The 25,931-nt window shown below is 61.6% G+C and carries 19 protein-coding genes, 1 tRNA gene and 1 pseudogene; 12 read left to right on the forward strand and 9 right to left on the reverse strand.

From position 1 onward, the window contains the following. The first annotated feature begins 109 nt into the window (after positions 1-109). The gene (gene pth, locus M1E16_RS22980; RefSeq protein ID WP_047735973.1) at positions 110-694 is read left to right on the forward strand and encodes an aminoacyl-tRNA hydrolase; all 585 of its coding nucleotides are present in this window, start codon (positions 110-112) and stop codon (positions 692-694) included. Positions 695-716: 22 nt separating this feature from the next. Continuing rightward, positions 717-1,817, forward strand: a complete 1,101-nt coding sequence (gene ychF, locus M1E16_RS22985) for a redox-regulated ATPase YchF (protein WP_458128459.1) — start codon at positions 717-719, stop codon at positions 1,815-1,817. Between the two features lie 54 nt (positions 1,818-1,871). Here the strand turns inward: ychF and M1E16_RS22990 are convergent, their stop codons facing one another. Continuing rightward, positions 1,872-3,947, reverse strand: coding sequence for a calcium-binding protein (locus M1E16_RS22990; RefSeq protein ID WP_458128460.1), 2,076 nt, complete (start codon positions 3,945-3,947; stop codon positions 1,872-1,874). Between the two features lie 387 nt (positions 3,948-4,334). Next, the gene (locus M1E16_RS22995) at positions 4,335-5,552 is read right to left on the reverse strand and encodes an MFS transporter (RefSeq protein ID WP_434571834.1); all 1,218 of its coding nucleotides are present in this window, start codon (positions 5,550-5,552) and stop codon (positions 4,335-4,337) included. A 334-nt stretch (positions 5,553-5,886) separates the two neighbouring features. Here M1E16_RS22995 and M1E16_RS23000 point away from each other — a divergent pair, with 334 nt between their 5' ends. Beyond that, a complete protein-coding gene (locus M1E16_RS23000; protein WP_434696794.1) occupies positions 5,887-7,944 on the forward strand; it encodes a methyl-accepting chemotaxis protein in 2,058 nt (685 codons plus the stop codon). A 103-nt stretch (positions 7,945-8,047) separates the two neighbouring features. Next, positions 8,048-8,124: transfer RNA gene (locus M1E16_RS23005), tRNA-Met, on the forward strand. Between the two features lie 124 nt (positions 8,125-8,248). Here the strand turns inward: M1E16_RS23005 and M1E16_RS23010 are convergent. Both M1E16_RS23010 and M1E16_RS23015 read right to left on the reverse strand, forming a co-directional pair. Next, positions 8,249-9,574 carry an APC family permease gene (locus M1E16_RS23010; RefSeq protein WP_458128461.1) on the reverse strand — a complete coding sequence of 442 codons (1,326 nt, stop codon included), beginning with the start codon at positions 9,572-9,574 and terminating at the stop codon, positions 8,249-8,251. Positions 9,575-9,796: 222 nt separating this feature from the next. Next, the gene (locus M1E16_RS23015) at positions 9,797-10,618 is read right to left on the reverse strand and encodes a carbon-nitrogen hydrolase family protein (RefSeq protein WP_458128462.1); all 822 of its coding nucleotides are present in this window, start codon (positions 10,616-10,618) and stop codon (positions 9,797-9,799) included. Positions 10,619-10,742: 124 nt separating this feature from the next. Here M1E16_RS23015 and M1E16_RS23020 point away from each other — a divergent pair, with 124 nt between their 5' ends. Both M1E16_RS23020 and ggt read left to right on the forward strand, forming a co-directional pair. After that, a complete protein-coding gene (locus M1E16_RS23020; RefSeq protein ID WP_305498821.1) occupies positions 10,743-11,543 on the forward strand; it encodes a helix-turn-helix transcriptional regulator in 801 nt (266 codons plus the stop codon). A 112-nt stretch (positions 11,544-11,655) separates the two neighbouring features. Next, positions 11,656-13,512 carry a gamma-glutamyltransferase gene (ggt, locus tag M1E16_RS23025; protein WP_458128463.1) on the forward strand — a complete coding sequence of 619 codons (1,857 nt, stop codon included), beginning with the start codon at positions 11,656-11,658 and terminating at the stop codon, positions 13,510-13,512. Positions 13,513-13,669: 157 nt separating this feature from the next. On the opposite strand, the gene M1E16_RS23030 is transcribed toward ggt, so the two are convergent. After that, positions 13,670-14,101 (reverse strand): methyl-accepting chemotaxis protein, encoded by a 432-nt coding sequence (locus M1E16_RS23030; RefSeq protein ID WP_434605209.1) that lies wholly within the window; start codon positions 14,099-14,101, stop codon positions 13,670-13,672. Between the two features lie 156 nt (positions 14,102-14,257). Continuing rightward, positions 14,258-15,031 (reverse strand): annotated as a pseudogene (locus M1E16_RS23035) (PAS domain-containing protein); the annotation flags it as partial. Between the two features lie 173 nt (positions 15,032-15,204). On the opposite strand from M1E16_RS23035, the gene M1E16_RS23040 reads away from it, so the two are divergent. After that, positions 15,205-16,623 (forward strand): short-chain fatty acid transporter, encoded by a 1,419-nt coding sequence (locus M1E16_RS23040; RefSeq protein WP_458128464.1) that lies wholly within the window; start codon positions 15,205-15,207, stop codon positions 16,621-16,623. A gap of 111 nt (positions 16,624-16,734) precedes the next feature. Beyond that, positions 16,735-17,895, forward strand: coding sequence for a hypothetical protein (locus M1E16_RS23045; RefSeq protein ID WP_458128465.1), 1,161 nt, complete (start codon positions 16,735-16,737; stop codon positions 17,893-17,895). 92 nt (positions 17,896-17,987) lie between these two features. On the opposite strand, the gene can is transcribed toward M1E16_RS23045, so the two are convergent. Next, positions 17,988-18,632: a carbonate dehydratase gene (can, locus tag M1E16_RS23050; protein WP_434655675.1), complete on the reverse strand. Its 645-nt coding sequence runs from the start codon at positions 18,630-18,632 to the stop codon at positions 17,988-17,990. A gap of 133 nt (positions 18,633-18,765) precedes the next feature. Between can and M1E16_RS23055 the strand changes: the two genes are divergently transcribed. Then, positions 18,766-19,170, forward strand: a complete 405-nt coding sequence (locus M1E16_RS23055; protein ID WP_434628302.1) for a serine kinase/phosphatase — start codon at positions 18,766-18,768, stop codon at positions 19,168-19,170. A gap of 516 nt (positions 19,171-19,686) precedes the next feature. Here the strand turns inward: M1E16_RS23055 and rimI are convergent. Continuing rightward, positions 19,687-20,139: a ribosomal protein S18-alanine N-acetyltransferase gene (gene rimI / locus M1E16_RS23060; RefSeq protein ID WP_458128466.1), complete on the reverse strand. Its 453-nt coding sequence runs from the start codon at positions 20,137-20,139 to the stop codon at positions 19,687-19,689. Further along, on the reverse strand, positions 20,132-20,875 hold the full coding sequence (locus M1E16_RS23065; protein WP_434658090.1) for an energy transducer TonB: 744 nt from the start codon (positions 20,873-20,875) through the stop codon (positions 20,132-20,134). Before M1E16_RS23065 ends, rimI begins: the two co-directional genes overlap by 8 nt. Before the next feature lie 220 nt (positions 20,876-21,095). Between M1E16_RS23065 and mksB the strand changes: the two genes are divergently transcribed. The 3 genes from mksB to mksF are packed head-to-tail and all read left to right on the forward strand — an operon-like array spanning position 21,096 to position 25,904. Continuing rightward, a complete protein-coding gene (gene mksB / locus M1E16_RS23070; protein WP_305498806.1) occupies positions 21,096-22,376 on the forward strand; it encodes an Mks condensin complex protein MksB in 1,281 nt (426 codons plus the stop codon). Then, on the forward strand, positions 22,366-23,067 hold the full coding sequence (gene mksE, locus M1E16_RS23075) for an Mks condensin complex protein MksE (RefSeq protein ID WP_434558641.1): 702 nt from the start codon (positions 22,366-22,368) through the stop codon (positions 23,065-23,067). Before mksB ends, mksE begins: the two co-directional genes overlap by 11 nt. Then, on the forward strand, positions 23,064-25,904 hold the full coding sequence (gene mksF / locus M1E16_RS23080; protein ID WP_434628294.1) for an Mks condensin complex protein MksF: 2,841 nt from the start codon (positions 23,064-23,066) through the stop codon (positions 25,902-25,904). The genes mksE and mksF overlap by 4 nt, the downstream gene beginning before the upstream one ends. Positions 25,905-25,931: the final 27 nt, after the last annotated feature.

Below are 25,931 nucleotides of genomic sequence, written 5' to 3' on the forward strand. Positions count from 1 at the left end.
AACGGGCAAGAACGCGAAGTTTACTTAACGGTAGATCCGCAATTTTCGTTCGTTGTCGCCATACACCTGACCGCGACATGTTATCCACACTCCAGGAAGGGCCCCTATCGTGACTGCCATCAAACTGATCGTTGGCCTGGGAAATCCAGGCGCTGAATACGAACAGACCCGGCATAACGCAGGGGCCCTTTTTGTTGAGCGCATCGCGCACGCCCAAGGCGTCAGCCTGGCTGCCGATCGCAAATATTTCGGCCTGACCGGGCGCTTTTCGCATCAAGGTCAGGATGTTCGCCTGCTGATTCCCACCACCTACATGAACCGCAGCGGCCAGGCCGTGGCGGCATTGGCCGGTTTCTTTCGCATCAAGCCTGAAGAAATCCTGGTGGCCCACGACGAACTCGATCTGCCTCCGGGCGTTGCCAAGCTCAAGCAGGGCGGCGGCCATGGCGGTCACAACGGGTTGCGCGACATCATCGCGCAACTGGGCAATCAGAATACGTTCTACCGCCTGCGGCTCGGCATCGGCCACCCGGGCGTTGCCAGTATGGTTTCAAACTTTGTCCTGGGTCGCGCGCCTCGCGCCGAACAGGAAAAACTCGATGCCAGCATCGATTTTGCCCTCGGCGTGCTGCCGGATATCCTCGCCGGTGAATGGAACCGTGCGATGAAAAACCTGCACAGCCAGAAGGCTTGACACTTATCCGAGGGGAAACACCATGGGATTCAATTGCGGCATCGTCGGCCTGCCTAACGTCGGCAAGTCCACCCTGTTCAACGCCCTGACCAAATCCGGGATCGCGGCCGAGAACTTCCCCTTCTGCACCATCGAGCCGAACAGCGGCATCGTGCCGATGCCCGACCCGCGCCTGGAAGCCCTGGCAGCCATCGTCAACCCCAAGCGCATCCTGCCGACCACCATGGAATTCGTCGATATCGCCGGCCTGGTGGCGGGCGCCTCGAAAGGTGAAGGCTTGGGCAACAAGTTCCTGGCGAACATCCGTGAAACCGATGCAATCGCCCACGTGGTGCGCTGCTTTGAAGACGAAAACGTGATTCACGTTTCCAACAGCGTCGACCCGAAACGCGACATCGAAATCATCGACCTGGAACTGATTCTTGCCGACCTCGACAGTTGCGAAAAACAACTGCAGAAAGTCGCTCGCAACGCCAAGGGTGGCGACAAGGACGCAGTAGTCCAGAAGGGCCTGCTTGAGCAGTTGATCGCCCACTTCACTGAAGGCAAACCTGCCCGCAGCTTGATGAAGAACATGAGCACCGATGAAAAACTGGTGATCAAGGGCTTCCACCTGCTGACCACAAAGCCGGTCATGTACATCGCCAACGTCGCTGAAGACGGCTTCGAGAACAACCCGCACCTGGACGTGGTCAAGGCCATCGCCGAAGAAGAAGGTGCCATGGTCGTTCCGGTCTGCAACAAGATCGAAGCGGAAATCGCCGAGCTGGACGACGGTGAAGAGAAGGACATGTTCCTCGAGGCCCTGGGCCTGGAAGAGCCTGGCCTGAACCGCGTGATCCGCGCCGGCTACGAAATGCTTCACCTGCAGACCTACTTCACCGCCGGTGTCGAAGAAGTCCGCGCCTGGACCGTTCGTGTTGGCGCGACCGCCCCGCAAGCCGCCGGCGTGATCCACACCGACTTCGAAAAAGGCTTCATCCGCGCCGAAGTCGTCGCCTACTCGGATTTCATCCAGTACAAGGGCGAAGCCGGTGCCAAGGAAGCCGGCAAATGGCGTCTGGAAGGCAAGGAATACATCGTCAAGGATGGCGACGTGATGCACTTCCGCTTCAACGTTTGAAATAAAAAAAACACCGCGTGGCAGCAACTGTCACGCGGTGTTTTTTTATGGGCGTCAACTCAACAAATGCCATTGATCGACGTCTGGCACCACCCCGATCAGGCCTAATTCGGCGTCGGGAGACGCAGCGGGAGCAAAGACCATGTTGTCTTCGCCAAGGCTTTCCCGCCAGTCCCCAGCCAGCGCAATCTGGAACGCATGGCCTTGCGCGTCCGCTTCCGCATCCTTCAGGTAAGTGCGGTCCAATGCCTCGTTGTAAACCAACTTCAGCGTCGTGTCCGTCCCCTCTCCGAAGCCGGTATAGCCCAGTGCCGATACATCGATCTTGTCGTCAACCGTAAAGCCTTCGATAAGGTCGGCAAAGCTCTGGCTGTCGGTACGGTAGCTGTCTTCGGTGGAGAGATAGCGGAATACGTCGGCGTTTTCCCGATTGTCCGTCCACAATGAAATGTCGGCCCTGTCTCCGCCGTTGAGACGGTCGGCGCCCGCGCCACCGATGATGACGTCTGCTCCGGCGCCGCCGTTGATACGGTCATTGCCGTCCAGGCCACGGATGATCTCTGACAAGGCCGAACCGGTGATCGTATCGTTGGCAGACGTACCTTCGACGGTGGGCGCGGTAAACACCAGATTGGTGCTGTTCATTTGCCCTACCAGATTGCCGTCCAGGGACAGTTCAAAGCGTTGCCCGGCGGCATCGGCGTCGTAGCTCTTGAGGTAGGTGCGGGTGCCGTCCGCGCTGGACTGGATGGCCAAGGTGCCGTCATGGCCGTCGCCAATCCCGGTGAAGCCCAGGCCAATCAGGTCGATGCGGTCCTGTGAGACATCGAAGTCCCGGACCCGGTCGCTGTTGTTCAGCGCAGCCGTGCGGAAACTGTCGCCCAGTTCGGTAAAGCGGAAGATGTCCGCGCCAGCGCCACCTTGCAGAACGTCACGCCCGCCATTGCCCTGGAGCACATCGTCGCCGGCCAGGCCGTGGATGATTTCGGCGGCAGCGGTCCCCCGCAGGATTTCCTCACCGGCGTACCCATCCACATGGAGCTTGCCATCCTGGCTGCCGAAACTGCTGTCCAGACTGCCATCGGCGTTCAAGCGGATGACACTGAAATCGCCGTTGCTCGTGCCGGCGGCCAGGATCCTGCCATCTGCCTGTACCGTCAATGCCACTGGCGTGTCGGCCTCGAAGGTCACCCTGCCGTTATCGCCAAAGTGGCTGTCGAAGGACCCGTCAGCGTTAAGCCGCGCGATGGTGGCCAAGGTACCGCCCTGAGCATGGCCCATGACAACGATCTTGCCGTCGGCCTGAACGGTGACCGTCGAGTCTTCGCCAAAACCCATCGCAGCGCTCAAGTGCAGGACACCGTTGTCACCAAAACGGGTGTCCAATTGACCGTCGGGGTTGTAGCGCTGTAACGCGAACGTCGGATCACCCGCCCCGGCGGCATTGTAGGCAGCCCCGACCACGACACCTCCATCGGCCTGCACCGCAGTAGAGATTGCTCCGTTGAAATACGGGTCTTCGGCAATGTTGACGGTCAGCACGCCCTCGTTGCCAAAGCCGTCGACGAAGGTGCCGTCATCGCCGACCTTGGTGATAGTGGCCTGGTCGAACCCGCGCGCGCTGACCTGGAAGGTGCCGTCCGTGTTGGCCGTCAGGTCGATGTCCTTGAAGTCATGGCTGATGGCGACCGTCACGGCGCCGTTCTGACCAAAGGCTGCATCGCGCGTCCCGTCGCTGTTGAAGCGCTCCACCTGTATGCCGGTGTTCAGCGCGACAGCGACAAGCACCTTGCTATCGGCCTGCACCGCCGTCAGCTCGTAGCGGGACGACGGGGCTATTGTGGCAGGAACAATGTCGACGCCGCCGTCGTGGAAGCCGGTGTCCAGGCTGCCATCCGCGTTCAGGCGGACAACCGAATGGTTCTGTTCGTAGCCGTAGCTTTCCTCGCCTGGCGCGCCGGGGTAACCCCATGCCAGGTATTCGGTATAGCCGCCAATCAGTATCTTGCCGTCCGGCTGGATAATGATGCTCTGGTTGTCATCGGAATGGCCGGTGAGGTCGACCTGGACAGTGCCCGGGCCCGTTCTCACGATATGGGAACTGGTTCCCGTGCTATCGGTAGTTGCCATGGTTTAATCCTTTAAATGGGTGCTGGATTCGTCACTCTAGTAAAGCGATCAGGGTTTGCACGCCGCCCAAGCATGAGCAAGACCAGTGGTTTTGGTGGCCACTGGCCTCGTCGGAGCTGATCGAGATGATCGCTTTTTTCGGAGATATCAAACGAGCGGCAAGTTCACTTGCGACTGGAGGAAGACGACCAAAGGAACGTCTGGCGTCGGGGTGCACTGGTGACGGAAACCATCGACTCGCTCCCGTACATGGAGCGAGCCAACGACTCAGTCAGGTGAAGGGTGATCCGTCTATTCGAACCTGGCAACGGCTACGGATCGGTGACGGGGAGTGCTCACCCGCCCACCGTCAGAAAACGAATATCAGGAAGGAGCATTGCGCCCGACTCAGGCCTTTTTGGTCCTCGGCAGGAAAATCGCCAGCACCCCAAGCAGCGGCAGGAACGAACACAACCAGTACACATATTCGATGCCCCGGATGTCTGCCAGGTGCCCCAGCAGCGCGGCACCAATCCCGCCGAAACCGAACATCAGGCCGAAGAACACGCCGGCAATCATCCCGACATTGCCCGGCACCAGTTCCTGGGCATACACCACGATGGCGGAGAATGCCGAGGCCAGGATGAAGCCGATCACCACGCTGAGGATGCTGGTCCACAGCAGATCGACGTGAGGCAGGATCAGCGTGAATGGCGCCACGCCGAGGATCGAGAACCAGATCACCGCCTTGCGTCCGATCCGGTCACCGATCGGTCCGCCAAAAAACGTTCCGGCCGCTACCGCGCCAAGAAAGAGGAACAGGTGCAACTGGGAAGACGCCACCGACAAGTCGAATTTCTCGATCAGGTAGAAGGTGAAGTAGCTGGTGAAACTGGCCATGTAGAAATACTTGGAAAACACCAGTAACCCCAGCACCACCAAGGCGCTCAAGACCCGGCCCCTGGATAAGCCGTGGGTCGCCGCCTGGCCTTGCTTGAGCTTGAACAGGTTCAGGTGATTGGCGTACCAGCGGCTGATGCGGTACAGCACGAACAAGGCGAACAGCGCGAACAAGCCAAACCAGGCCACGTTGCCCTGCCCGTAAGGAATGATGATCGCCGCCGCCAGCAACGGCCCGAAGGCGGAACCGGCGTTGCCGCCCACCTGGAACGTCGATTGTGCCAGGCCGTAGCGGCCGCCGGAGGCCAGGCGTGCCACGCGCGACGCTTCGGGGTGGAAGGTCGAGGAGCCGATTCCGATCAATCCGGCCGCCAGCAGGATCAAGGCAAAACTGCCGACCATCGACATCATCACGATACCGACCAAGGTGCAGATTGTTCCTGCCGGCAAAAGCCAGGGCTTGGGGTGCCGATCAGTGTGATAACCCACCCAGGGCTGCAGCAGCGAGGCCGTGAGCTGGAAGGTCAGCGTGATCAGGCCGACCTGGGTAAACGTCAGGCCGTAGCTTTCCTTGAGCATCGGATAGATTGACGGCAGCACGGCCTGGATCAGGTCATTGATCAGATGGGCAAGCGCCACCGCACCAATGATGCGCATGACTAACGGGCTGCTTTGAGGCGTAGCGGCTGGCGACGTCGTGTCGGCCTGGGTATTGCTGATAGCCATGGGAGTTTCCATACGGCGGATGGGTGCACACGGGCAGGTGCGTCAATGTGCCATTTTTCGGTGCGGCAAGGCTATCCCCTTAGCTTGCTATCTACCTATAAAAAATAGTCGCCGAACAAGGTGATAGCGCAACGCCATGGTCTGAATCTTGCCTTGTTTATGCTCTACGACGCGGCTCCTTACAAAGGGGACCGAGAATGGGAAGTTTCGCTACAGAGCAGGCCCACAGAGCCAGCCTGGACAAACTTTCGAGGCCTTTTAAAAGGGCACCTGTTTCGACAAACGTGTCGAAACGCACAAAAACAGTGCAAAGGGTGTTCAGGGGAGTATGGGCATGCAGGCTTTTCTATCACCGGGCATCCGGTTGCTGGGGCATTTTGGTTTCGCCCGTAAATTCCAGTTGTTGTTCCTGTTGTTCATCCTGCCGCTCATGGGCAGCCTGTGGCTGATCGGCCAGGATTACCGGGACAAGCTCAACCTGATTTCCGGGGAACGTGCCGGGGTGCGTCAGTTGCTGGCGCTGGACAACCTGGACAACCTGCTCGCCGCCCAGCGCAATCGCGCGGCGCGCTGGAGAGCAACGGAAACCAACCGCCAACCGACCCCGGCGACACTGGCCGCCATGGCCGCGTTCGATGCCGTGCAACCGGCGCTCAACCAGGCCGCCAGCGACCTCGGCGCGACCCTGCAAGCCGAAGGCGCGGAGGCCGACACCCTCGCCCGCTATCAGACATTGCAAACCAGCCTCAACGGCCTGGATTCTAAAAGCCTCGGCACCGTCGGTTGGTGGCCGGACGGCTATGATCGCTTCACCGCGGCCCTCGGCGCGCTGCAAGCGTTGCGTGAACAGATCGTCATGGACAATCGCCTGACGCTCGCCTCCTGGCTGGAAACCTATCTGCTGACCCAGATCTCGACCCAGCAGACACCCGACCTGATCGAACGTGTCGGCCGCCTGGCCAGCGTTGGCCAGGCCTCGGTGGTATCAGGCCAGTTCACTTTGCAGAGCCGCCTGCAACTGCGCGACTTGCGCAGCCGCATCGGCGATGCCCGGGACCAGTTGGTCAAGACCGGTGCGCTGCTGGAAACGCGCCTGCCCAGCGAGCTGCAAACCTGGGCCGGCCAGTTCCAGGGCAGCCTGAAAAACCTCGACGGTGGTTTGAAAATCCTCGATGACGGCGTGTTCGGCGGCGCCATCAATCTCAAGCCGGAAGGCTTCGAGAAACAGATGGATGCCCTCCTCCTCGATCTGGCGACCCTGCGCCAACAATCATTGACCGCTCTGGATAACCGGCTGGAGCACTATCACAGCTCGGCGATCCGTCAATTCACCTTGGTGGCCACCGTGCTGGGCTGCCTGCTGCTGGCCGCGCTGTATCTGTTCATCTGCCTGCAGACCTCGATCCGGCGCAGCGCCAGCGGCATCACCGTGCTGGCCGAAGCCCTGCGTGACGGGAACCTGAGCGTGCAAGTGCCGGTGCAGGGCCGCGACGAACTGGCGGCGATCAGCACCGCTCTCAACGTCGCCGTGGTGCAATTGCGCAACAGCCTGCTGGGCGTCGACCACGAGACCCTGCAACTGAGCGATGCCGTGCGCACCCTCAACACCCATTCCAGCGGAGCCCTGGGCGAGGTCGAGGCACAACAGATACAGATCAGCCAGATCGCCGCTGCCGCGACGCAACTGGCGGCAACGTCCCAAGGCGTCGCGAGAAGTTGTGAACAGGCATCCGACAGCGCCCAACAGACCCGCCAGATCGCCGCCGACAGCAGTCGCGACAGCCAGCGCACCACGGCGAGCATCCAGCAACTCAACCAGCGTCTCAACGAAACCGCCGCGGCGCTGGGCCGGGTCAGCGAGCAGGGCCAGCAGATCCAATTGGTGGTCGACACCATTCGTGGCGTGGCCGAGCAGACCAACCTGCTGGCGCTCAACGCCGCCATCGAGGCCGCCCGCGCCGGCGAACAAGGCCGCGGGTTTGCCGTGGTTGCCGATGAAGTGCGCAGCCTGTCGCAGCGCACCCAGTCCTCGACGCAGCAGATTGCCGGCACCGTCGACAGCCTGCGCGCCACGGTCAACGAGGCCGTCAACCTGATGGAAGCCGCCTGCGGCCAGGCCCAGACCGACGCCCAAGCCGTCACCGGGCTTGGCGAACGACTGGGCGAAATTGCCAGCGCCGTGCAAAGCGTCACCGATACCCTGGCGCAAATCGCCACCGCGGTTGACGAACAGGCCAGCACCGCCGACGAAGTCAGCGGCAATATCCAACAGGTGGATCAGGCCGCCATGCGCTTGCTGGAAGGTGCCCGCGCCGTGAACCTGGCGGCGGACACATTGAGCCAAGGCAGCCAGGCCTTGAGCGCGAACACGGGGAGATTTCAACTCAACTGACGAGCGCTGGCGGCGGGGATGGATAAGCGGTTGAAAGCGCAGAGAAATATTTTGGATTCACGCTTGACACATCTTCGTTACCAGCGAATAATGCGCGCCACTTGGCTACATAGCTCAGTTGGTTAGAGCATAGCATTCATAATGCTGGGGTCCGGGGTTCAAGTCCCTGTGTAGCCACCAAGTCCTGTTCAAAGATGTTCTCGAATGTCTTTGAACAACAAGAAGCCCGCCTAGTGCGGGCTTTCTTGTTTCTGGCTGTATCTCCTGTCTCCCCTCCTCCGTATATCCCTATAACGCAGTGCGGTTATGCAGTCTCCTGGAAATCCATCTCCGGTGGCTGGCGCTGGAAGCCGCCCGTCAGCACCGCCAGGTACACCACGCCGATCGCCAGCCAACTCAGGCCCAGATAGATCGCCAGGTGATCGAGGCTGACCATCAGCCATACATCCGCTGCCAGCCCTATGAACGGGAACAGCAGGAACAATACGAATTCACGCGGGCCCTTCTTTTCTGCGCCGATCCAGTAGTGAAAGATCACTGACAGGTTCACCAGGCTGAACGCCAGGAACGCGCCGAAGTTGATGAACGAGGTGGAGGTGGTGACGTCCAGTTTCAGCGCCAGCAACGCGACCACTGCGCACAACAGGATGCTGTAGATTGGCGTCCCGAAGCGCTCATGCAAGGTACCGAAGAACGATTTTGGCAGCACACCGTCACGGCCCATGGCGAACAGCAGCCGCGAGCCGCTGGCCTGAGCCGACAGACCCGACGCGAACTGGCCAACGATCAGGCCGATCAGGAAGATCGACACGAACAGGTCGCCACCGATATTGCGGGCAATTTCATAGGCCGCCGCATCGACGCTGTCGAACTGGAAGGACGGATGCGCGGCCTGCACGAAATACGACACGCTGACGAAGATCAATCCGCCGATCAGGGTGATCAGCATGATCGCGCGCGGAATGGTCCGGCGTGGGTCGCGGGTTTCTTCGGTCAAGGTGCTGACCGCGTCGAACCCGAGGAACGAATAACAGGCAATGGCCGCACCGCTCATGATCAGCGGCATCTGCATGTCTCCATTGAAGAACGGCTTGACCGACCACAACGGTGTGCTCGCATCACCACCGATGTAATGGACGCACAGCGCAACGAAGGCGATCAGTACCAGGAACTGCACCAGCATCAATAACGCGTTGATACCGTTGGCCAGTTTCAGACCGACGATATTGATCGCACTGGTTATGCCGATGAACAGCAGCACCCAGATCCACTGCGGCACCGCCGGGAATGCGGAATGGAGGTAGGCCGCGCCGATCAGCCAGATCGCCATGGGCAGGAACAGATAATCGAGCAGCACCGCCCAACCGGCGATGAACCCGAGTTTCGGGCTGATCGCCTTGCGCACGTAGCTGTAGGCCGAACCGGCGACGGGAAACGCCGCGGCCATGCGGCCGTAGCTCATCGCGGTGAAAAACATCGCCACCAATGCCGCGAGATAAGCGGCGGGGACCATGCCGGCGGTGGATTGAGCGAGGATGCCGAAGGTGCCGAGGACAATGATCGGTGTCATATAAGCGATGCCGAACAGCACCACCGACCCCAATGACAGGGTGCGTTGTAAACGAGCCATGAGCGACTACTCCGAATTATTGGATTTATGGCAGAGCCGAGTTCGGCGCAAGTTTTCGGGTATTACGTTGTTGTTCTGGTTTTTCTTCAGCAAAGAGATGTTGCTGCCCAGGGCCCCTTCGCGGGCGGGCCCGCTCCCACAGTTGATCCCGGGCGTTCACACATCCAGTGTGGGAGCGGGCCTGCCCGCGAAGGCGTCAGCCCTACCCACACAGGATCAGGATCAACGCGCGGGAATCAGCAGCTCGCGCAACCCACAGGCATGCTCGACAATTTCCCCCGGCAACTTCAGGCGCTGATCATCCAGATACCGATAATCATGCCGCGCCGCCGTCAGTTGGTTCAGGTCCAGCTCCACCGCAAACTGCCCTTCCTCCCGCCCGGCCTCGAACAACAATTTGCCCAGCGGGTCCACCAACGCACTGCCGCCTGCAAACACCAACCCGCCGTCGCCCTCTTCCACCCGGTTGACCATCAGCGCAAACGCCTGGTTTTCCTGGGCACGGGCCATGATCGCGGTGCGGTGGGTCGGGCCGTAGGGATCCATGTTGCCGTTGGTGACGATCAGCAGTTCGGTCCCCAGTTGCGCCAGGGCCCGGGCGGTTTCCGGGAATTCGATGTCGTAGCAGATCAGCAGGCCGACCCGCACACCCTTCCATTCACACGTGGCGTAACGGTCGCCGGCCTCGAACACCCCGCGATCCGACGCCCACAGGTGTGTCTTGCGATATTTCAGCGCAATGCCTTGTGGCGTGATCAGCAGCGTGGTGTTGTAAAAGCGGCCGCGGTCGTTCTCGGCCACGCCGATCACCACGGCAACGTCATGTTCCCGAGCCGCAGCGAGCACCGCGCTGACGGTCGGTCCGTCCAGCGGTTCGGCGGTTTCTGCCACCGTCTCAAGCGACGGAAAACCCATCAGGTGGGTTTCGGGGAACACGATCATCTGCGTATCGGCGGCACACGCGGCAATCGCCTTGAGCGCGCGTTCGAGGTTGTAAGCCGTGGCGTTATCACGGCCCGCCAGCTGGGCGAGTTCGACTTTCATGGGTATTCCTTGTTCTTGATCGGCGGGTAGAAAGATTGCCCGCTCGGTGTCTGTGCGCCAGTATGCGCAGCAAGCCCGCGGCCGGGAAATCACGCCGCTGGGGTAACCCGATAGGGGTAGAGGCATGACACTTTCGCTGGATGACATCGCGTGGCACCGCTCGGTCGGACAACTGATCGACGCCTTGGACAAGCCCAATTTCTGGACGCAGCTGGTACGGCTGCTGGATCAGTACGTCCCCTTTGACAGTTGGGTGGCGCTGCTTTTCAGTGCCGACCAGCGCCCGCAAGTGTTCGCCGAGTGCCCGGGCGCGGACGGCAGCCCCGATCAGTTGTTCCAGGATTACCTGCGCGGTTTGTATCTGCTCGATCCGTTCTACATCGCCTGTCGCGAGCAGTCGCGCACCGGGCTGTATCGCCTGTCGGAAGTCGCACCGGAACATTTCGAGCTGACCGAGTATTACCAACGCTACTTCCGGCTGAACGTGGTATCCGATGAAATCCAGTTCAATTGCCAGCTCGAAGGCGACCGCACGCTGTGCCTGTCGTTGGGCAGCAAGCAGCGCTTCAGTGGCGAGCAGATTGCGCTGCTGTCACTGATCCAGCCCTGGGTACTCGGCCTGTTGCGCCAGCGTCTGCCTTATGAAATCAATGAGGTCGTGGCCCTCGCGCCAGCACCGTCGCAAGTCGACTGGCGAGTGCAGCTGGAAGCGTCAGTGCAGCAGCTCAAAGGCGCGCAATTGACGGCGCGGGAGCTGGATGTCGGGCGCTTGATGCTCAGTGGCTGCTCCAGCAAGGAAGTCGCCCGCAAGCTGGAAATTTCTGTCGAGACCGTGAAAGTCCATAAGAAGCACATGTACAGCAAACTGGGGATCAAGTCCCAGTCCGAGCTGTTTTCGATTTTTCTCCAGGCGCAGAATGCCTGACGTGTCTATGGGAGCGACGCAGAAAAGCGCTTATTGAAAGAAGCACGTCCTTGCTGATTTGCGCCCCACGTCCCGCATCGCTACAGTCGGCCTCAATATCCCTGGCCCATGGATGGAGCGACACGTGCTTTCAGACCTCAAACCGAATCTTCATCGCCTGTCAGCCGTTTCGCTGCTGGCCGTCGCCCTGACACTTGTCGCCTGTAAGACGCCGCCCGCCTCCACGACTGCCCCGCCATTGCCCACCGCTCCGGAAATCGCTTCCGGCTACCGCACCGACCTGCAGACTCGCCACGCAGACCGGCACATGGCCGCTGCGGCCAATCCTCTGGCGGCCGAGGCCGGGCGGGAAATGCTCCGGCGTGGAGGCTCGGCCATCGACGCGGCGATTGCGATGCAGGCAGTGCTGACGCTGGTGGAGCCGCAGTCTTCCGGCATCGGCGGTGGCGCGTTCATTGTGCTGTGGGACGGCAAGGCGGTGCGCACCTACGACGGTCGCGAAACGGCACCGGCCGGCGCCAGTGAAAAACTCTTCATCCAGGCCGACGGCAAACCCATGCCGTTCACCGCCGCGCAGATTGGCGGCCGTTCGGTAGGCACGCCTGGCGTGTTGCGCGCGCTGGAACTGGCTCATCGCAAACACGGTCGCCTGGAATGGGCGACGCTGTTCGAGCCGGCCATCAAACTGGCGGAACAGGGCTTCAGGATTTCCCCCCGGCTGCACTCGATGATCGCCGCCGATACAGCCTTGCCCAGCTCGCCCGAGATGGCCGCCTATTTCCTCAACGCCGATGGCAGCCCGAAAGCGGTGGGCACGCTGCTGAAAAATCCTGCCTTGGCCGGCGTACTTTCGCGTATTGCCCACGAAGGTCCCAGCGCTTTGTATGAGGGGCCGGTGGCTGCGGAGATCGTCGCCAAAGTGCAAGGCCATGGCAATCCCGGCAGCCTTTCGCTGAGCGACCTCAAGGATTACGCCGCCCGGGAACGCGCGCCGCTGTGCACCGACTACAAGCGCTGGCAAGTCTGTGGCATGGCGCCACCGTCGTCCGGCGGGATCGCCGTGGCGCAGATCCTCGGGACATTGCAGGCCCTGGAACATCGCGACAGCCGCTCGGCCCTCGCGCCGTTGAAACCGCTACCGTCAAACAAACCCGCGGGTCTCGAGCCGGCGCCGCAAGCGGTGCACCTGATTTCCGAGGCTGAACGCCTGGCCTACGCCGACCGCGCCCAGTATGTCGCCGATGCGGACTTTGTCCCGGTGCCGCTCAAGGGCCTGGTCGATCCGGCTTATCTGGCCAGTCGCGCGAACCTGATCGGCCCACGCAGCATGGGCATCGCCAAGCCCGGCACGCCGCCGGGTATCCAGGTGGCCTACGCCCCGGACCGCTCGCCCCTGCGCATTTCCACCTCGCAAGTGGTGGCGGTGGATGACCAGGGCGGCGCCGTGTCGATGACCACCACGGTGGAGTCGGCCTTCGGTTCGCACTTGATGGTGCAGGGCTTCATGCTCAACAACCAGATGACCGATTTCTCGTTCATACCCGAAGAGAACGGACAGAAAGTCGCCAACCGCGTCGAACCCGGCAAACGCCCGCGATCGTCCATGGCGCCAACGCTGATCTTCGATCGCCAGAGTGGCGAATTCCTTGCCGCAATTGGTTCGCCGGGCGGATCGCAGATCATCGAATACGTCGCCAAGTCGGTGATCGGCCTGCTGGACTGGAACCTGGACCCGCAAGCCGCCATCAACCTGCCCAATTTCGGCAGCCGCAACGGCGCCACCGAACTGGAGCAGGGCCAGTTCAGCCCGACGCTGATCCAGGCGCTGAAAGACCAGGGCCACACGGTGAGCGAGATCGACATGACCAGCGGCACCCAGGCCATCGTTCTGGTGCGCAATGCGCAAGGCAAGGCTTCACTGGCTGGCGGGGCGGATCCGCGGCGTGAGGGAGAGGCGCTGGGCGATTGAGCGCGCGGGGATCAGGTGAGGCCCGCTTGGTTTGATGGTGGATGGGATGACGCCTTCGCGAGCAGGCTCCCCACAATGGATCTGCGTGATACCTGTGACAACCCCGATCAACTGTGGGAGCGCGCCTGCTCGCGAAGGCGGCTCACTCAGCAAGTTCTCAAGTCGACAGCTGATTGGCGAACTGGCTCACCGCATCCACCACCTTTTTCGCCCCGTCCTGGATCTCGACGATGACCGTTCCCGCCTCGGCTGCCAGGGCCAGGCCCTGTTCGGCCTGATGTTGACCATCGGTCATCAGCGCCACGGCATTGCGGGCCATGTCCTGGTTCTGGCGGACCACGCCAATGATCTCGTCGGTCGCCTGGCTGGTTCGCGAAGCCAGTTGCCGGACCTCATCGGCGACCACTGCGAAACCGCGTCCCTGCTCACCGGCCCGAGCAGCCTCGATGGCCGCGTTGAGCGCCAGCAGGTTGGTCTGTTCGGCGATGCCGCTGATGGTCTTGACGATGGTCCCGATGACCAGGGATTGCTCGTTCAGGGCCTCGATACCTTGACCGGCGGTTTGCATGTGTCGGGCCAGGTCACGCATCACGTCCACCGCCTGGGTCACGACGGTGGTTCCGCGCTGGGCGCTGCTATCGGTCTGCAATGACGTGCCGTACGCGATGCTGGCGGCTTCGGCGACGGCTTTTTCCTGGTTGACCTGATCGGTGATATTGGTCGCGAACTTGACCACTTTGTAAAGGCGCTCGTTGGCGTCGAGTACCGGATTGTAGGACGCCTCCAGCCACACCTCACGGCCATTGCTGTCGATGCGCTTGAAGCGGCCGGCGACAAATTCCCCGTTGTTCAGGCGTTTCCAGAAGTTCTGGTAGGCCGCGCTGTTGTACTCCTCGGGTTCGCAAAACGTGCGGTGGTGCTTGCCCTTGATCTGCGCAAGGTTGTAGCCCATGGCATTGAGAAAACGGTCGTTCGCTGTCAGGACGTGGCCGCCCAGGTCGAACTCGATCACCGCTGTCGAACGCACCAGGGCGCCGATCAGGTTTTCATGCTCGCGGGAATTTTCGATGGTGCGGGTGAGGTCATTGGAGTACATCGAGAAATAGCGGATTCGCCCATTGGCATCCCGTACCGGCTGGAGGATCGAGCGTAGCCAGGCCTCGTCGCCGTTGCCTCGTACCAGGCGAACGGCACCGGAGAAGTGCTCACCGCGGGTCAGCGCGGTCTTGAAACGAATCTGGAATTCGTTGGACCTCAGGTAGGCCGGCACCAGGTCCTCGACAGCGCGGCCAATCAAGTCCTGGCTCTTGTAGTGCATCTCATCGAGAAAGTTCTGATTGACCGATTGCACCCGCCCCTCGGCATCGAGGGTCAGCGCCAACATCTCTCGATCCAGGCTTTCCTTGACTTGCATGATGCTCGAGAGTTCTTGGCGAAGAGCCAGCAGCTCCTGCTTGAGGCGGGTGTTGAACATGGGCATGCTCCGGCAGGCAGAGAATCTGTTGTGTTCCCATGCCATCGGCTTGGCGATTTGTTTCTGAAGAGTGCCGCTGGTCGGCCTGAAAAATAATCCAGTGGCGCTCGAACGCCGGTCCGGCTTCCACGGTCATTGGAATGTTCCACCGTTGGCGTCCGACCGCTGATGCTTCGTCGCACCAGATACCCATAACCATAAAAACCGAGGTGATTGCCGTGACCACTGACATTGAAGACAGCCGCTCCGCCCGCTTCGCATTGCGCTGCTCCAGTTTCGCCGAGCGCTGGTTTCCCGACTCCTGGGTCTTCGCCGCGCTGGCGGTGCTGGTGGTCGCAATCGCCACGCAGTTCATCGGCGCGACGCCCACGGCAGCGGCGATGGCGTTTGGCGATGGCTTCTGGAGCCTGATTCCGTTCACGATGCAAATGGCCTTCGTGGTGATTGGCGGTTACGTGGTCGCCAGTTCGCCGCCCGCCGTCAAGCTGATCGATCGCCTGGCACGGATTCCAAAAAACGGCCGCAGCGCGGTGGCCTGGGTGGCCTTGATTTCCATGGTCGCGTCGCTGCTCAACTGGGGCCTGTCGCTGGTGTTCGGCGGCCTGCTGGTACGGGCACTCGCCCGGCGCAGCGACTTGAAAATGGATTATCGCGCCGCCGGTGCCGCCGCCTATCTGGGCCTGGGAGCGGTGTGGGCGCTGGGACTGTCTTCGTCGGCCGCGCAACTGCAGGCCAACCCGGCCAGCCTGCCGCCATCGATCCTGTCCATCACGGGCGTCATTCCGTTCACCCAGACCATTTTCCTCTGGCAGTCCGGGGTGATGTTGCTGGCGCTGATCGTGATTTCGCTGATCGTCGCCTACGCCACCGCTCCCGGGCCCAACAGCGCCCGTGATGCCGCCGCCTGCGGGATCGATCCGAGTTTCAGCATGCCGGCGTTGCAGCCTCGCACCCGTCCAGGAGAATGGCTGGAACACAGCCCGCTGTTGACCATCGCCCTGGTGCTGCTGGCTGCCGGCTGGCTGTTCCATGAGTTTTCGACCAAGCCTGCGATCAGCGCCATTTCCGGGCTGAACACCTACAACTTCCTGTTCATCATGCTCGGCGCATTGTTGCACTGGCGTCCGCGCAGCTTCCTCGACGCCGTGGCCCGCGCGGTGCCGACCACCACCGGGGTGTTGATCCAGTTTCCGCTGTACGGCTCGATCGCCGCGCTGCTGACCACGGTCAAGGGCAGCGACGCGCAGACGCTGGCCCACCATATCTCGACCTTTTTCGTACAGATCGCGTCGCATGACACCTACGCCTTGTTGATGGGCGTCTATTCGGCGGTGCTGGGCTTCTTCATTCCCTCGGGCGGGGGCAAGTGGATCATCGAAGCGCCCTACGTCATGCAGGTGGCCAATGATCTGAACTATCACCTGGGCTGGGCGGTGCAGATCTATAACGCCGCCGAGGCGCTGCCGAACCTGATCAATCCGTTCTACATGCTGCCGCTGCTGGGTGTCCTGGGGCTGAAGGCCAGGGATCTGATCGGTTTTTCGTTTGTACAGTTGCTGGTGCACACCCCTCTGGTGCTGGTACTGCTCTGGGCGTTGGGGACTACGTTGACCTATTTGCCGCCGATGATGCCATAAAGCCATAAAAAGGGCCGATATTTACATCGGCCCACTTCTTCTTCGGCTCCGTCTGTTTCAGTATGGATACACCCTGTTCAAAGGGACCCACACGCTGAAAAGGATCTGAGCATGTCCAAACTCGCCGTATTTTCTGTCGCCGCCCTGGCCTTCAGTGCCGCCGCCCATGCCGCCGACATCGATGTACAACTGGGCAGTACCGAACGTGTCACCCGTCTCTTCGCCTACCCCAACAACTGCAACGTCATCTGTTTTCGCAACTGGACGCTGGAGCAGACCGTCGAGCATTACCTGACGCAAAGCGTGCAACGCGACGGCTACGGTGCGGCCAAGGTCAGCGTCAAGCGCGATAACGACATCGTCTACGCGAGCATCAGCGGGGTGCCGAAAAGCTACGGCCAACCGCTGGCCGCGCTGCTCAACGCCGGAGACCTGGCGTACAACGGCGCGACGAAACTCAACAATGACAAAAAGTGGGCCTACAACTGGTACCTGTTCCTGCCCCTGGGCATGGCCTTGGAAAACCGCAAGAGCGTCGAGTTGCTGCACTTCCCGCCGGATTACTCGCTGACCCAGGCCCAGGATTACCTCGAATCGGCCACCACCGACCGCTGGGCCACGCTGCTGACCGCCAATGGCATCGCCGCCGACCAGACGCCGGCCTACCAGACGATCATCGACATCGCGCCGATCGCCGCCCCGTCCAACGCCGGCCAGGCGCTAGAAGGCGTCTACGATTATTTCAACGACTATCAGACCACCATGGTCAAGCAGGTCAGCCAGAACGCCAGCGGCAATGCACTGCCGATGGTGGCCTTCGGTGCTCCGGTGCGGAACTGGATCAAGACCCAGTACGGCCCGACCGTGAATGTGCTCGGCCTGGCGACCATCACACCGACAGAAGGCATCAAGGTTCCGGTACTCGGCTCCAATCACCCCAGCTATATCTGGTACGCCGCCGACCCTGAAAGCTATGACGGTGACCAAGCCAAGGCAGATGCTGCCGGCTTGAAAGTCATGGGACAGGACCTGAGCGCCGCATGCTGGCAAGCCGGGATGGGCAGCAAGCCCGATACCGATCCGACCCAGCAACTGAGCCAATGCACGCAGACCTGGCAGGTTACCCAGAAAGAGAAGACCTGCGAGTTGTTCTATACCTCGATTCGCAAACTGACGCCGGCCGAAGCGGCGACAAAATGCGCGGCGCCGGCGATCAAGTCGCAACTTCAGCAATTGAAGGTGCCGATGCCGCTGCCAGCTGAATCAGTCTGAACCTGACGGAGCCTTCCCGCGTGAGCCTTGGCTGACGCGGGAAAGCGCCGCTGCCGTCAATCAGCGACGATGCTGATCACTGACGTCTACGCTCAGGGCGCGTCTACAGGACGCAAGCGATACTGCGGCGGCAACTGCTCGAAACCGCTGATCGTGGTGTCCAGGCTTTTCCAGCGCCCGTCCTTGATCCCGTAGATGCAACCATGAATGGACAGTTTCTGCCCGCGGTGCCAGGCATTCTGGACGATGCTGGTGTGACCGACGTTCGCCACCTGCTGGATCACGTTGAGTTCACATAGGCGGTCGACCTGTTCCTCTTCGGTCGGCAATTTGGCCAACGCTTCGCGGTGCTCGTAGTACAAGTCGCGAATCGAGCGCAGCCAGCCGTCGATCAGGCCGAGCTGGCGGTCCTGCATCGAGGCACGCACGCCGCCGCAGCCGTAATGGCCGGTGACCAGGATGTGCTTGACCTTGAGCACGTCCACCGCGTACTGGATCACCGAAAGGCAGTTCAGGTCGGTGTGCAACACCACGTTGGCAACGTTACGGTGCACAAACAGATCACCTGGCAACATGCCGACGATTTCGTTGGCCGGCACTCGCGCGTCGGAGCAGCCGATCCACAGGTATTCGGGGGTTTGCTGACGAGCCAGCTTGGCGAAGAAGTCAGGATCCTCCTGCTTGATCGCATCGGCCCAGCGCGCGTTGTTATCAATCAGATCTTGTAATTCATTCATGCTGTCCAGCCTCGATAGAGAGTGCGCAACTGTGACAGACGACCGCCGGTCGAGGTCACGTCGGCAGCGCGTTGGAATTCCTGGCACCGCAGCCGGTCGACTCATAGTAAGGCCCACAGTATGAGGAATTGCCATGAATGATTCACGACGTCCCTACGATGCGGTGCAACCGGAACCCATCGACGACAACGAAGACCGCATGGGCTCGATGCGTGAGCTGGAATTCGATGACGATGAATACGAGGCCAGGATCGGCGACGAGCTGCCCGAAAACGAACGCGAACAACTGATACCGGACGAACGTGTGCGTGAAGCAGGCATGACGGGGGCTTCGATGGATGACCGCCAGCCGACCGACGATGATCTGAGCCCCGAGACCCTGATCCGTGATGATGGCGCCAGGGACGCCCTGGAGGCCGGTGAAGGAGAACAGGCCGATTGGGACCTGAGCGTCGTGGATGAAAATGATATCGGCGGCGGCGACGGCCTGGACGAAGCGGAAATGGCCGATATCGACCCATTGGATGGCAAGCGCTGAACAAAAACCTCGCCTATCCCCTGTGGGAGCGAGCCTGCTCGCGAAAGCGGTGATTCGGCTTGCATCAATGCTGAATGTACCGCCGCCTTCGCGGGCAGGCCCGCTCCCACATAGGTTCTTTGTCTGGCCTCGAATTTGATGTACGCCGCCTATCCCTGTGGGAGCGAGCCTGCTCGCGAAAGCGGTGATTCGGCTTGCATCAATGCTGAATGTACCGCCGCCTTCGCGGGCAGGCCCGCTCCCACATAGGTTCTTTGTCTGGCCTCGAATTTGATGTACGCCGCCTATCCCTGTGGGAGCGAGCCTGCTCGCGAAGGCGGTGATTCGGCTTGCACCAATGCTGAATGTACCGCCGCCTTCGCGGGCAGGCCCGCTCCCACATAGGTTCTTTGTCTGGCCTCGAATTTGATGTACGCCGCCTATCCCTGTGGGAGCGAGCCTGCTCGCGAAAGCGGTGATTCGGCTTGCATCAATGCTGAATGTACCGCCGCCTTCGCGGGCAGGCCCGCCCCCACATCAGTCCACCAAGGTACAGGCCATGACCACCGCATCTTCACGCCCGCCCACCGCCGGGTAGTAATCCCGCCGCCGGCCAATCTCATTGAAACCATAACGCTCATACAACCGGAACGCCGTGCGATTGCTGTCGCGCACTTCCAGGAAGCATTCGCGTGCCTCCACCTTGTAGGCAATCGACATCAAGTGTTCCAAGAGCCGCAAACCCAGGCCGCGCCCCTGGTTTTCCGGCTTGACGGTGATATTGAGCAGGTGCGCTTCATCGAGGATTATCTGCACCACGCCATGGCCGACTTGCTGCTGGCCTTCGAACATCAACCAGATCTGGTATTTGCCCAGCCCGTCGAGAAATATCCCGCGGGTCCAGGGATGGCTGTAGGCCGCGTATTCGATCTTCAGTACAGCGTCGAGGTCCGCCTCGGTCATCGGGCGGAACGATACAGCGTCACTCATTCGATTCTTTCCAGCGCGCCATCAGCCGGCGCATGGCTTGCCAGACGTCAGCCTTGTGGCGTGGCGTTTCCATTAACGATTCCAGTCCAGGCAATGCCCAGGCCGAGCCCAGGCCTTCGACCTGCAACTCACGGTTGAACGCTTCGGCATCCGCCTCGCCGGCGAACCTCACTGCCGGCAGGCCGATGAGCCACAGACACACGCACGGTTCGTCTTCCAGACGCGCCGAAACAAATCCCTGGACAAAATCCCGCGCCGCCTCCGGCCCCTGGTCCATCGTGCCGCGCGACAACAATGGCCAGCGCACCGGCTCGCCGATGATCTGCGGGCTGTCCGGCAGGCCGGCGGCACGCAGCATGTCCTTGAGCAGCAAGTAGGCTGGATCGCGGCTCTGGAAGGGTTCGCCGGTGGGTAACTCCACCAGCAGCAGGCAACGCCCGGCTCGCAGCAGTTGCAGGGCGAAACGTGGCGGCGGCACCTGTGCGACCTTCACCGGGGCCGGCGCTTCGTCGACCTCTTCCACTTTGGCGTTGGTCCGGGTCGAGGCCAGGCTCGGACGCGGGACTTCGACTTTCGGCCGTTCGACAGCGGGCGCCAACGGTTCGGCAACGGTCTTGGCGACGGGCGCGGCCTGGGGCGGCGCGACCTCCATCGGCTCAGGCGCTTCCAGCAGCTCGGGCCGCGACGGGGCGGCAAATGGCAATTCGGTACGCGGCAGCCAGTTGACCACCTGCATGGCGGTCAGATAGGCGCGGCGGCGGGACTCGATAAGCAAGGGTCGGCCACTTGTGGATAACTGAAAGTGGGGAGGATTCTACCGCCCTTCGGCGCGGATCGCTTCCCTGTTGAGCCGATAGTTGAGCGATACGCGACGACAGTCCGTCTCGGGGGTGAATAGCAACCGGCCCGATGCAGTACAATCGCCGCTTTTAATTGCCAACCCGACGGCCATTGCGATGATCGAACCCAAGCGCGTCTTGCGCGCCCTTGCTGAACACTGGGCATTGCTGGAACCTTTGTGCGAGCATTTCGACCAGGGCACCCTGAGCCTCAACGAACTGCGTTCACAACTGGCCGCCCAACAACTGGACAGCACGCCCCAGGACATTACCCACCTGCTGGACGTGTGGATCCGCCTGGACATCCTCGTGCCGGTGGCGAAAAGCCCCAACCGTTTCGAGCTCAACGCCCAGATCCACGACTTCCTCGCCTACCTTCGCCGCGAACACCGCCTGGGCCTGTGCCTGGAAATCGAAGCCTACCTGCGCCACCTCGAGCGCCTGGCCGGTTACATCCAGGACGCTTTCGAGGTGCGCGACGGCAACGACCTGGCCCGCCAGTTGCGCTTGCTGGACATGCGCGTGCGCGACGTCCTGAAAAAGCTCGCCAACGATGAGCAGGCACTGGTGGCCGTGGCCGAACGGGCCAAGACCAGCGACCGGCAGATTCCGCTGCGCCAGCGCTACGCCGAAGTACTGGCGACCTGGGACGAATACGTCGAACCGATGATCCAGCTGGTGAACGCCGACGGCGCCTTCGAGCAAGGCGTGCGCAAGGTCGAGAACGTGCTGTTGCGCATGCTCACCGAACAACAGCGCCTCGGCCACCTTGTCGACGACGACATGCTGCTGCGCACCCATGCACGCATCCTCGAAATGCAGACCAGCGCCCAATTGACCCTGCGCCACGCCCGGGAACTGCTCCTGCCGCTGCGTGAAGAGGCCCGCCGCCACAACGCCGTGACCCGTGGCGCGGCGCTGGCCCTGGCGGCCATTCGCCGCAAGGGCATCGACGCCGTGCCGCAAGCCGCCATGCCGCTGTTCACCCGGCCGCAAAGTACGTTTTTGGGCAGTGCCAGCCAGGTCGAAGCCTATGTCTATGCCCTGGCCCGTTTCGAGCCGAAACCGGCGCGCTTTCCCAAGTCCCACAAGACCCATAAGGGCGGCGAGGCACCACGGGCGCCGCGCACCGTACGCGAGATGGTCGAGCGTTGCGAAGACGCCCTGCCGATGCCGGACCTGATGAGCTGGCTGCTGGAGCAGGAACCGGACGGCGCCACCGACGAATTGCTGTACTGGTTCTCGCGCCTGTCGCGGGAAAAACGTTTCAAGCGCGAGCGTCTGGAACGCCGCGATTATCACACCCACGAGCATCAGGTCAGCCTGCGCTCCTTCGCCCTGCTCTCGGCCGGCGACACCGCCGCCGAGGATTCTGCGAGCATCCCCCATGCATCTTGATCTATCCGAACTGTCCCAGCTGGCGCCGATCTTTCGCGAGCTGTTCAAGGGTTACCACGTCAGCCGCCGCGACCCGGAGCTGTACGCGCAACTGTCGAACTTCCAGGACCAGTACCGCACGCTGTTCAAGGCCCTGGGCTTCGAACTGGTGTGCGATACCCGCGGCTTCTATTATTTCGTCCCCGACCTGGCCGCCGCCGCGGTGAACAAGACCGCCCAGCGCCTGGCCCTGTTCACCTTCATCCTGGTCGAACACCTGGCCGATCAGGGTCGCGACCCGATTGCCGTGCTCGACGGTGGCAGCCTCGGCCGCGATGAGTTGCCGTCGTTGCTGGAAAAATACCGCGACCTGTTCATCCAGGCCGAAGTACAGACCCAGGAAGAGCTGGAAGAAAAAATCATGCGCCGCATGACCCAGCTGGGTTTTGCCAGCGAAGAAAACGGCGTGTATCGCTTCCTGCCGCCGATGCATCGTTTTCTCGACGTCTGCCTGTCGGTCCAGCAGGACCGCGACCTGGCCGCCAGCCTGCACAGCGTGTTGCCGCTGCCGGCGCCGGTACTGATCGACGAAGACAGCGACGAAAAACTGCTGCAGACCGATGACCCGCTGGACCTCAGTGAATTCGACGGTGAAAGCGAAGAAGACGCACTGGCCCGCGCCATTGCCGAAGAACAGGAGACCGACGCATGAGCAAGGAACGCTACGGCATCCGCCGCTTTGCCCTTTTGAACACCGCCGGCTATAGCCTCGGCCTGTTCCCGCTGGAAGAACCGTTATCGGTTTACGGCGCGAACAACCTGGGTAAATCCGCCTCGATCAACGCCCTGCAGTTCCCGATCCTGGCGCGCATGTCGGACATGAGCTTCGGCAAGTACAGCCTGGAGCAATCCCGGCGTTTCTACTTCGCCTCGGACACCAGCTACATCCTCGTGGAAGTTGCCCTGCCCCACGGCCCGCACGTGATTGGCGTGGTCGGTCGCGGCCCTGGTGGCGGTTTCGGCCATCAGTTCTTTGCCTACGCCGGCAAACTGGACCTGGCCCACTATCAGAAAGATGACACTTGCCTGCGCCAGAAAGAGCTGTTCACCAACCTGGAGCGCGAAGGCCTGAAGGCCTACGAACTCAAGCCGGATGAACTGCGCCGTCTGCTGGTCGGCGGACACACCTCGATTCCCCTGGACCTGACGCTGATCCCGCTACGCTCCACCAGCGAGCAAAGCCTCAAGACCTTCCGCGCGTTGTTCATCAACCTGCTGCACATGCGCGAAATCACCGCCGCCAAGCTCAAGCAACTGTTCCTCGATGCCTTCGAGCACAGCCTGCGCTCCGGCAGCGTGGACTATATAGCTGCGTGCGAAGAAGCCTTCCGCGACGTGCGACGCATGGAACAGGACTACAACTCCCTGGTGGCGGCCGGCCCGTTGGTGGAAGCCTTGGCCAACGGCGTGAAGCAGCGCGATATCCTGCGCGGCAAACTGCATCGCCTGTCGCCATTGCTCGACTCGCTGCTGGGCACCTGGTCGGACTATGCCAGTGCGCGCAAGGAAGAGCTGACCATCCAGGCCGAGCACTACCGCAACGAGCAGGATTCGCTGCAGAACGACCAGCGCGGCGGCACCCAGGAGCTGATGCGCCTGGAGCGTGAAATCAGCGGCATCCAGCGCTGGCTCGGCGAACTGTCGGTGCTCAAGCATCGCTTTGCCCTGGTGGACGACGTCAAGGTCCTGGAGCAGCAACTGCTCGCCGCCAAAGACGCCCACGACGAACTGGCCGGCGCTCTGGCTCAGTCCCGGCAGTTCAGCGCCGAAGACCTGGAAGAGCGCCTGCGGGATCTGGAAAAACGCTTGAAGTCGGTCAAGCAGCAACTCGATCACGCCGATAACAACAGCTACGCCCGCCTGCGCGAAGAGTTCTCCCAGCAGGACGTCGAGCGCCTGATGCGCCTGTTCAACAGCGCTTTGTTCAGCCTGCCGCTGGGCGAACACGGGATCGCGCTGGACGAGAATGGCGAGTGGGTCAAATCCATGGAGCTGATTCTCGACGGCTTCAGGGGCGAGCGCTTCGAAGTGCCCGGCCTGTCCATCGACCTGTCCCACATCGAACCGCCGGCCCTGCAAGCGCTTGCCGACCGCGCCGCGCTGCGCGATCAGAAAGAGCGTCTGGAAAAAGAGCTCAAGCAGCTCAAGACCCAACAAGCCGTGGCCGCCGACCGTGCCGCGAGCAAGACCCAGACCGAAGCGCTGTACCAGCAGGTGCTGGATGCGCAGAAAGCCCTGGAGGATTTCCGCCGCACCCAGACCTTGAGCGCCGAGGAAGGCGAGAAACTCGAGCAACTGGCGCAGATGGAAGCCGCCCAGGACGAACTCAAGCGCTCCAGCGATGCCTTCACCGAGCGCGTCCAGCAGCTGTCCGCCAAGTTGCAACTGGTGGGCCGGCAGATCGCCGACATGGAAGCCAAGCAACGCACCCTCGACGATGCCCTGCGCCGTCGTCAGTTGCTGCCGGCGGACCTGCCATTCGGCACGCCGTTCATGGACCCGGTCGACGACTCCATGGACAACCTGTTGCCGCTGCTCAACGATTATCAGGACAGTTGGCAGGGCCTGTTACGGGTCGATGGCCAGATCGAAGCGCTGTACGCCCAGGTGCGCCTCAAGGGCGTGGCCAAGTTCGACAGCGAAGACGACATGGAGCGCCGTCTGCAACTGCTGATCAACGCCTATGCCCACCGCACCGACGAAGCTCTGACCCTGGGCAAGGCGCGTCGTGCGGCCGTCACCGACATCGCCCGGACCTTGCGCAACATCCGCAGCGACTACGACAGCCTCGAACACCAGTTGGCGCTGTTCAACCGCGAGATCAACAAGCGCCAGGTGTCCAACCTGCAAAGCTTCCGCATCGTCCTGGCGCCGAACAAGGAAGCGCTCAAGCACATCGACCAGATCATCCACAGCGCCGGCCAGTACGAAGAAGGCGAGACGCTGTCGGTGTTCGACCTGAGCCAGAGCGCCGAGCAGGACAACAAGAACGAAGAAGCCAAGGAATATCTGGCGCGGCTGGTGGCGGCAAACCACAACCAGCTCGGCCTCAAGGACCTGTTCGAACTGGCGTTCGAGATCACCAAGGTCAACGGCCAGCCGGTGATCCACACCGACATCGACGGCGCGGCGTCCAACGGCACCACCATGACCATCAAGGCGCTGACCAACATGTACTTGTTGCTGCACCTGATGGACCGCGAACAGGCTGGTCGCGTGCGCCTGCCGTACTACCTGGACGAAGCGGCGGACATCGACGAAAAGAACCAGGCAGCGCTGCTGGAAACCAGCTTGCAACTGGGCTTCGTGCCGATCCTCGCCAGTGTGAAGCCGCAGGTCTGCGCCAGTGTCGCCATCGACCTGGAAGGCGGCAGCGGCCCGAACGGCATCTACATCGACGAGGCGGACTGGAAGTACATCCGTCGTCACGATGCGGTGAAAGCCACGGTGAACGTCCAGGCCGATGAGCCGGAGCTGGATCCAGTCTGAGGTGAATAGCCGGGTATGAAAAAGGCC

Source organism: Pseudomonas sp. Z2-11 (assembly GCF_054161305.1).

Coding starts and splice junctions, on each gene's coding strand:
- M1E16_RS23030 (WP_434605209.1), bottom strand. CDS start 14,101: ATGCGTGACCTGGCCCGACACATGCAAACCGCCGGTCAAGGTATCGAG.
- M1E16_RS23015 (WP_458128462.1), bottom strand. CDS start 10,618: ATGAAAGTCGAACTCGCCCAGCTGGCGGGCCGTGATAACGCCACGGCT.
- mksF (WP_434628294.1), top strand. CDS start 23,064: ATGAGCAAGGAACGCTACGGCATCCGCCGCTTTGCCCTTTTGAACACC.
- M1E16_RS23000 (WP_434696794.1), top strand. CDS start 5,887: ATGCAGGCTTTTCTATCACCGGGCATCCGGTTGCTGGGGCATTTTGGT.
- ychF (WP_458128459.1), top strand. CDS start 717: ATGGGATTCAATTGCGGCATCGTCGGCCTGCCTAACGTCGGCAAGTCC.
- M1E16_RS23010 (WP_458128461.1), bottom strand. CDS start 9,574: ATGGCTCGTTTACAACGCACCCTGTCATTGGGGTCGGTGGTGCTGTTC.
- M1E16_RS23055 (WP_434628302.1), top strand. CDS start 18,766: ATGAATGATTCACGACGTCCCTACGATGCGGTGCAACCGGAACCCATC.
- M1E16_RS23045 (WP_458128465.1), top strand. CDS start 16,735: ATGTCCAAACTCGCCGTATTTTCTGTCGCCGCCCTGGCCTTCAGTGCC.
- rimI (WP_458128466.1), bottom strand. CDS start 20,139: ATGAGTGACGCTGTATCGTTCCGCCCGATGACCGAGGCGGACCTCGAC.
- mksE (WP_434558641.1), top strand. CDS start 22,366: ATGCATCTTGATCTATCCGAACTGTCCCAGCTGGCGCCGATCTTTCGC.
- M1E16_RS23020 (WP_305498821.1), top strand. CDS start 10,743: ATGACACTTTCGCTGGATGACATCGCGTGGCACCGCTCGGTCGGACAA.
- M1E16_RS22995 (WP_434571834.1), bottom strand. CDS start 5,552: ATGGCTATCAGCAATACCCAGGCCGACACGACGTCGCCAGCCGCTACG.
- M1E16_RS23065 (WP_434658090.1), bottom strand. CDS start 20,875: ATGCAGGTGGTCAACTGGCTGCCGCGTACCGAATTGCCATTTGCCGCC.
- M1E16_RS22990 (WP_458128460.1), bottom strand. CDS start 3,947: ATGGCAACTACCGATAGCACGGGAACCAGTTCCCATATCGTGAGAACG.
- mksB (WP_305498806.1), top strand. CDS start 21,096: ATGATCGAACCCAAGCGCGTCTTGCGCGCCCTTGCTGAACACTGGGCA.
- can (WP_434655675.1), bottom strand. CDS start 18,632: ATGAATGAATTACAAGATCTGATTGATAACAACGCGCGCTGGGCCGAT.
- ggt (WP_458128463.1), top strand. CDS start 11,656: ATGGAGCGACACGTGCTTTCAGACCTCAAACCGAATCTTCATCGCCTG.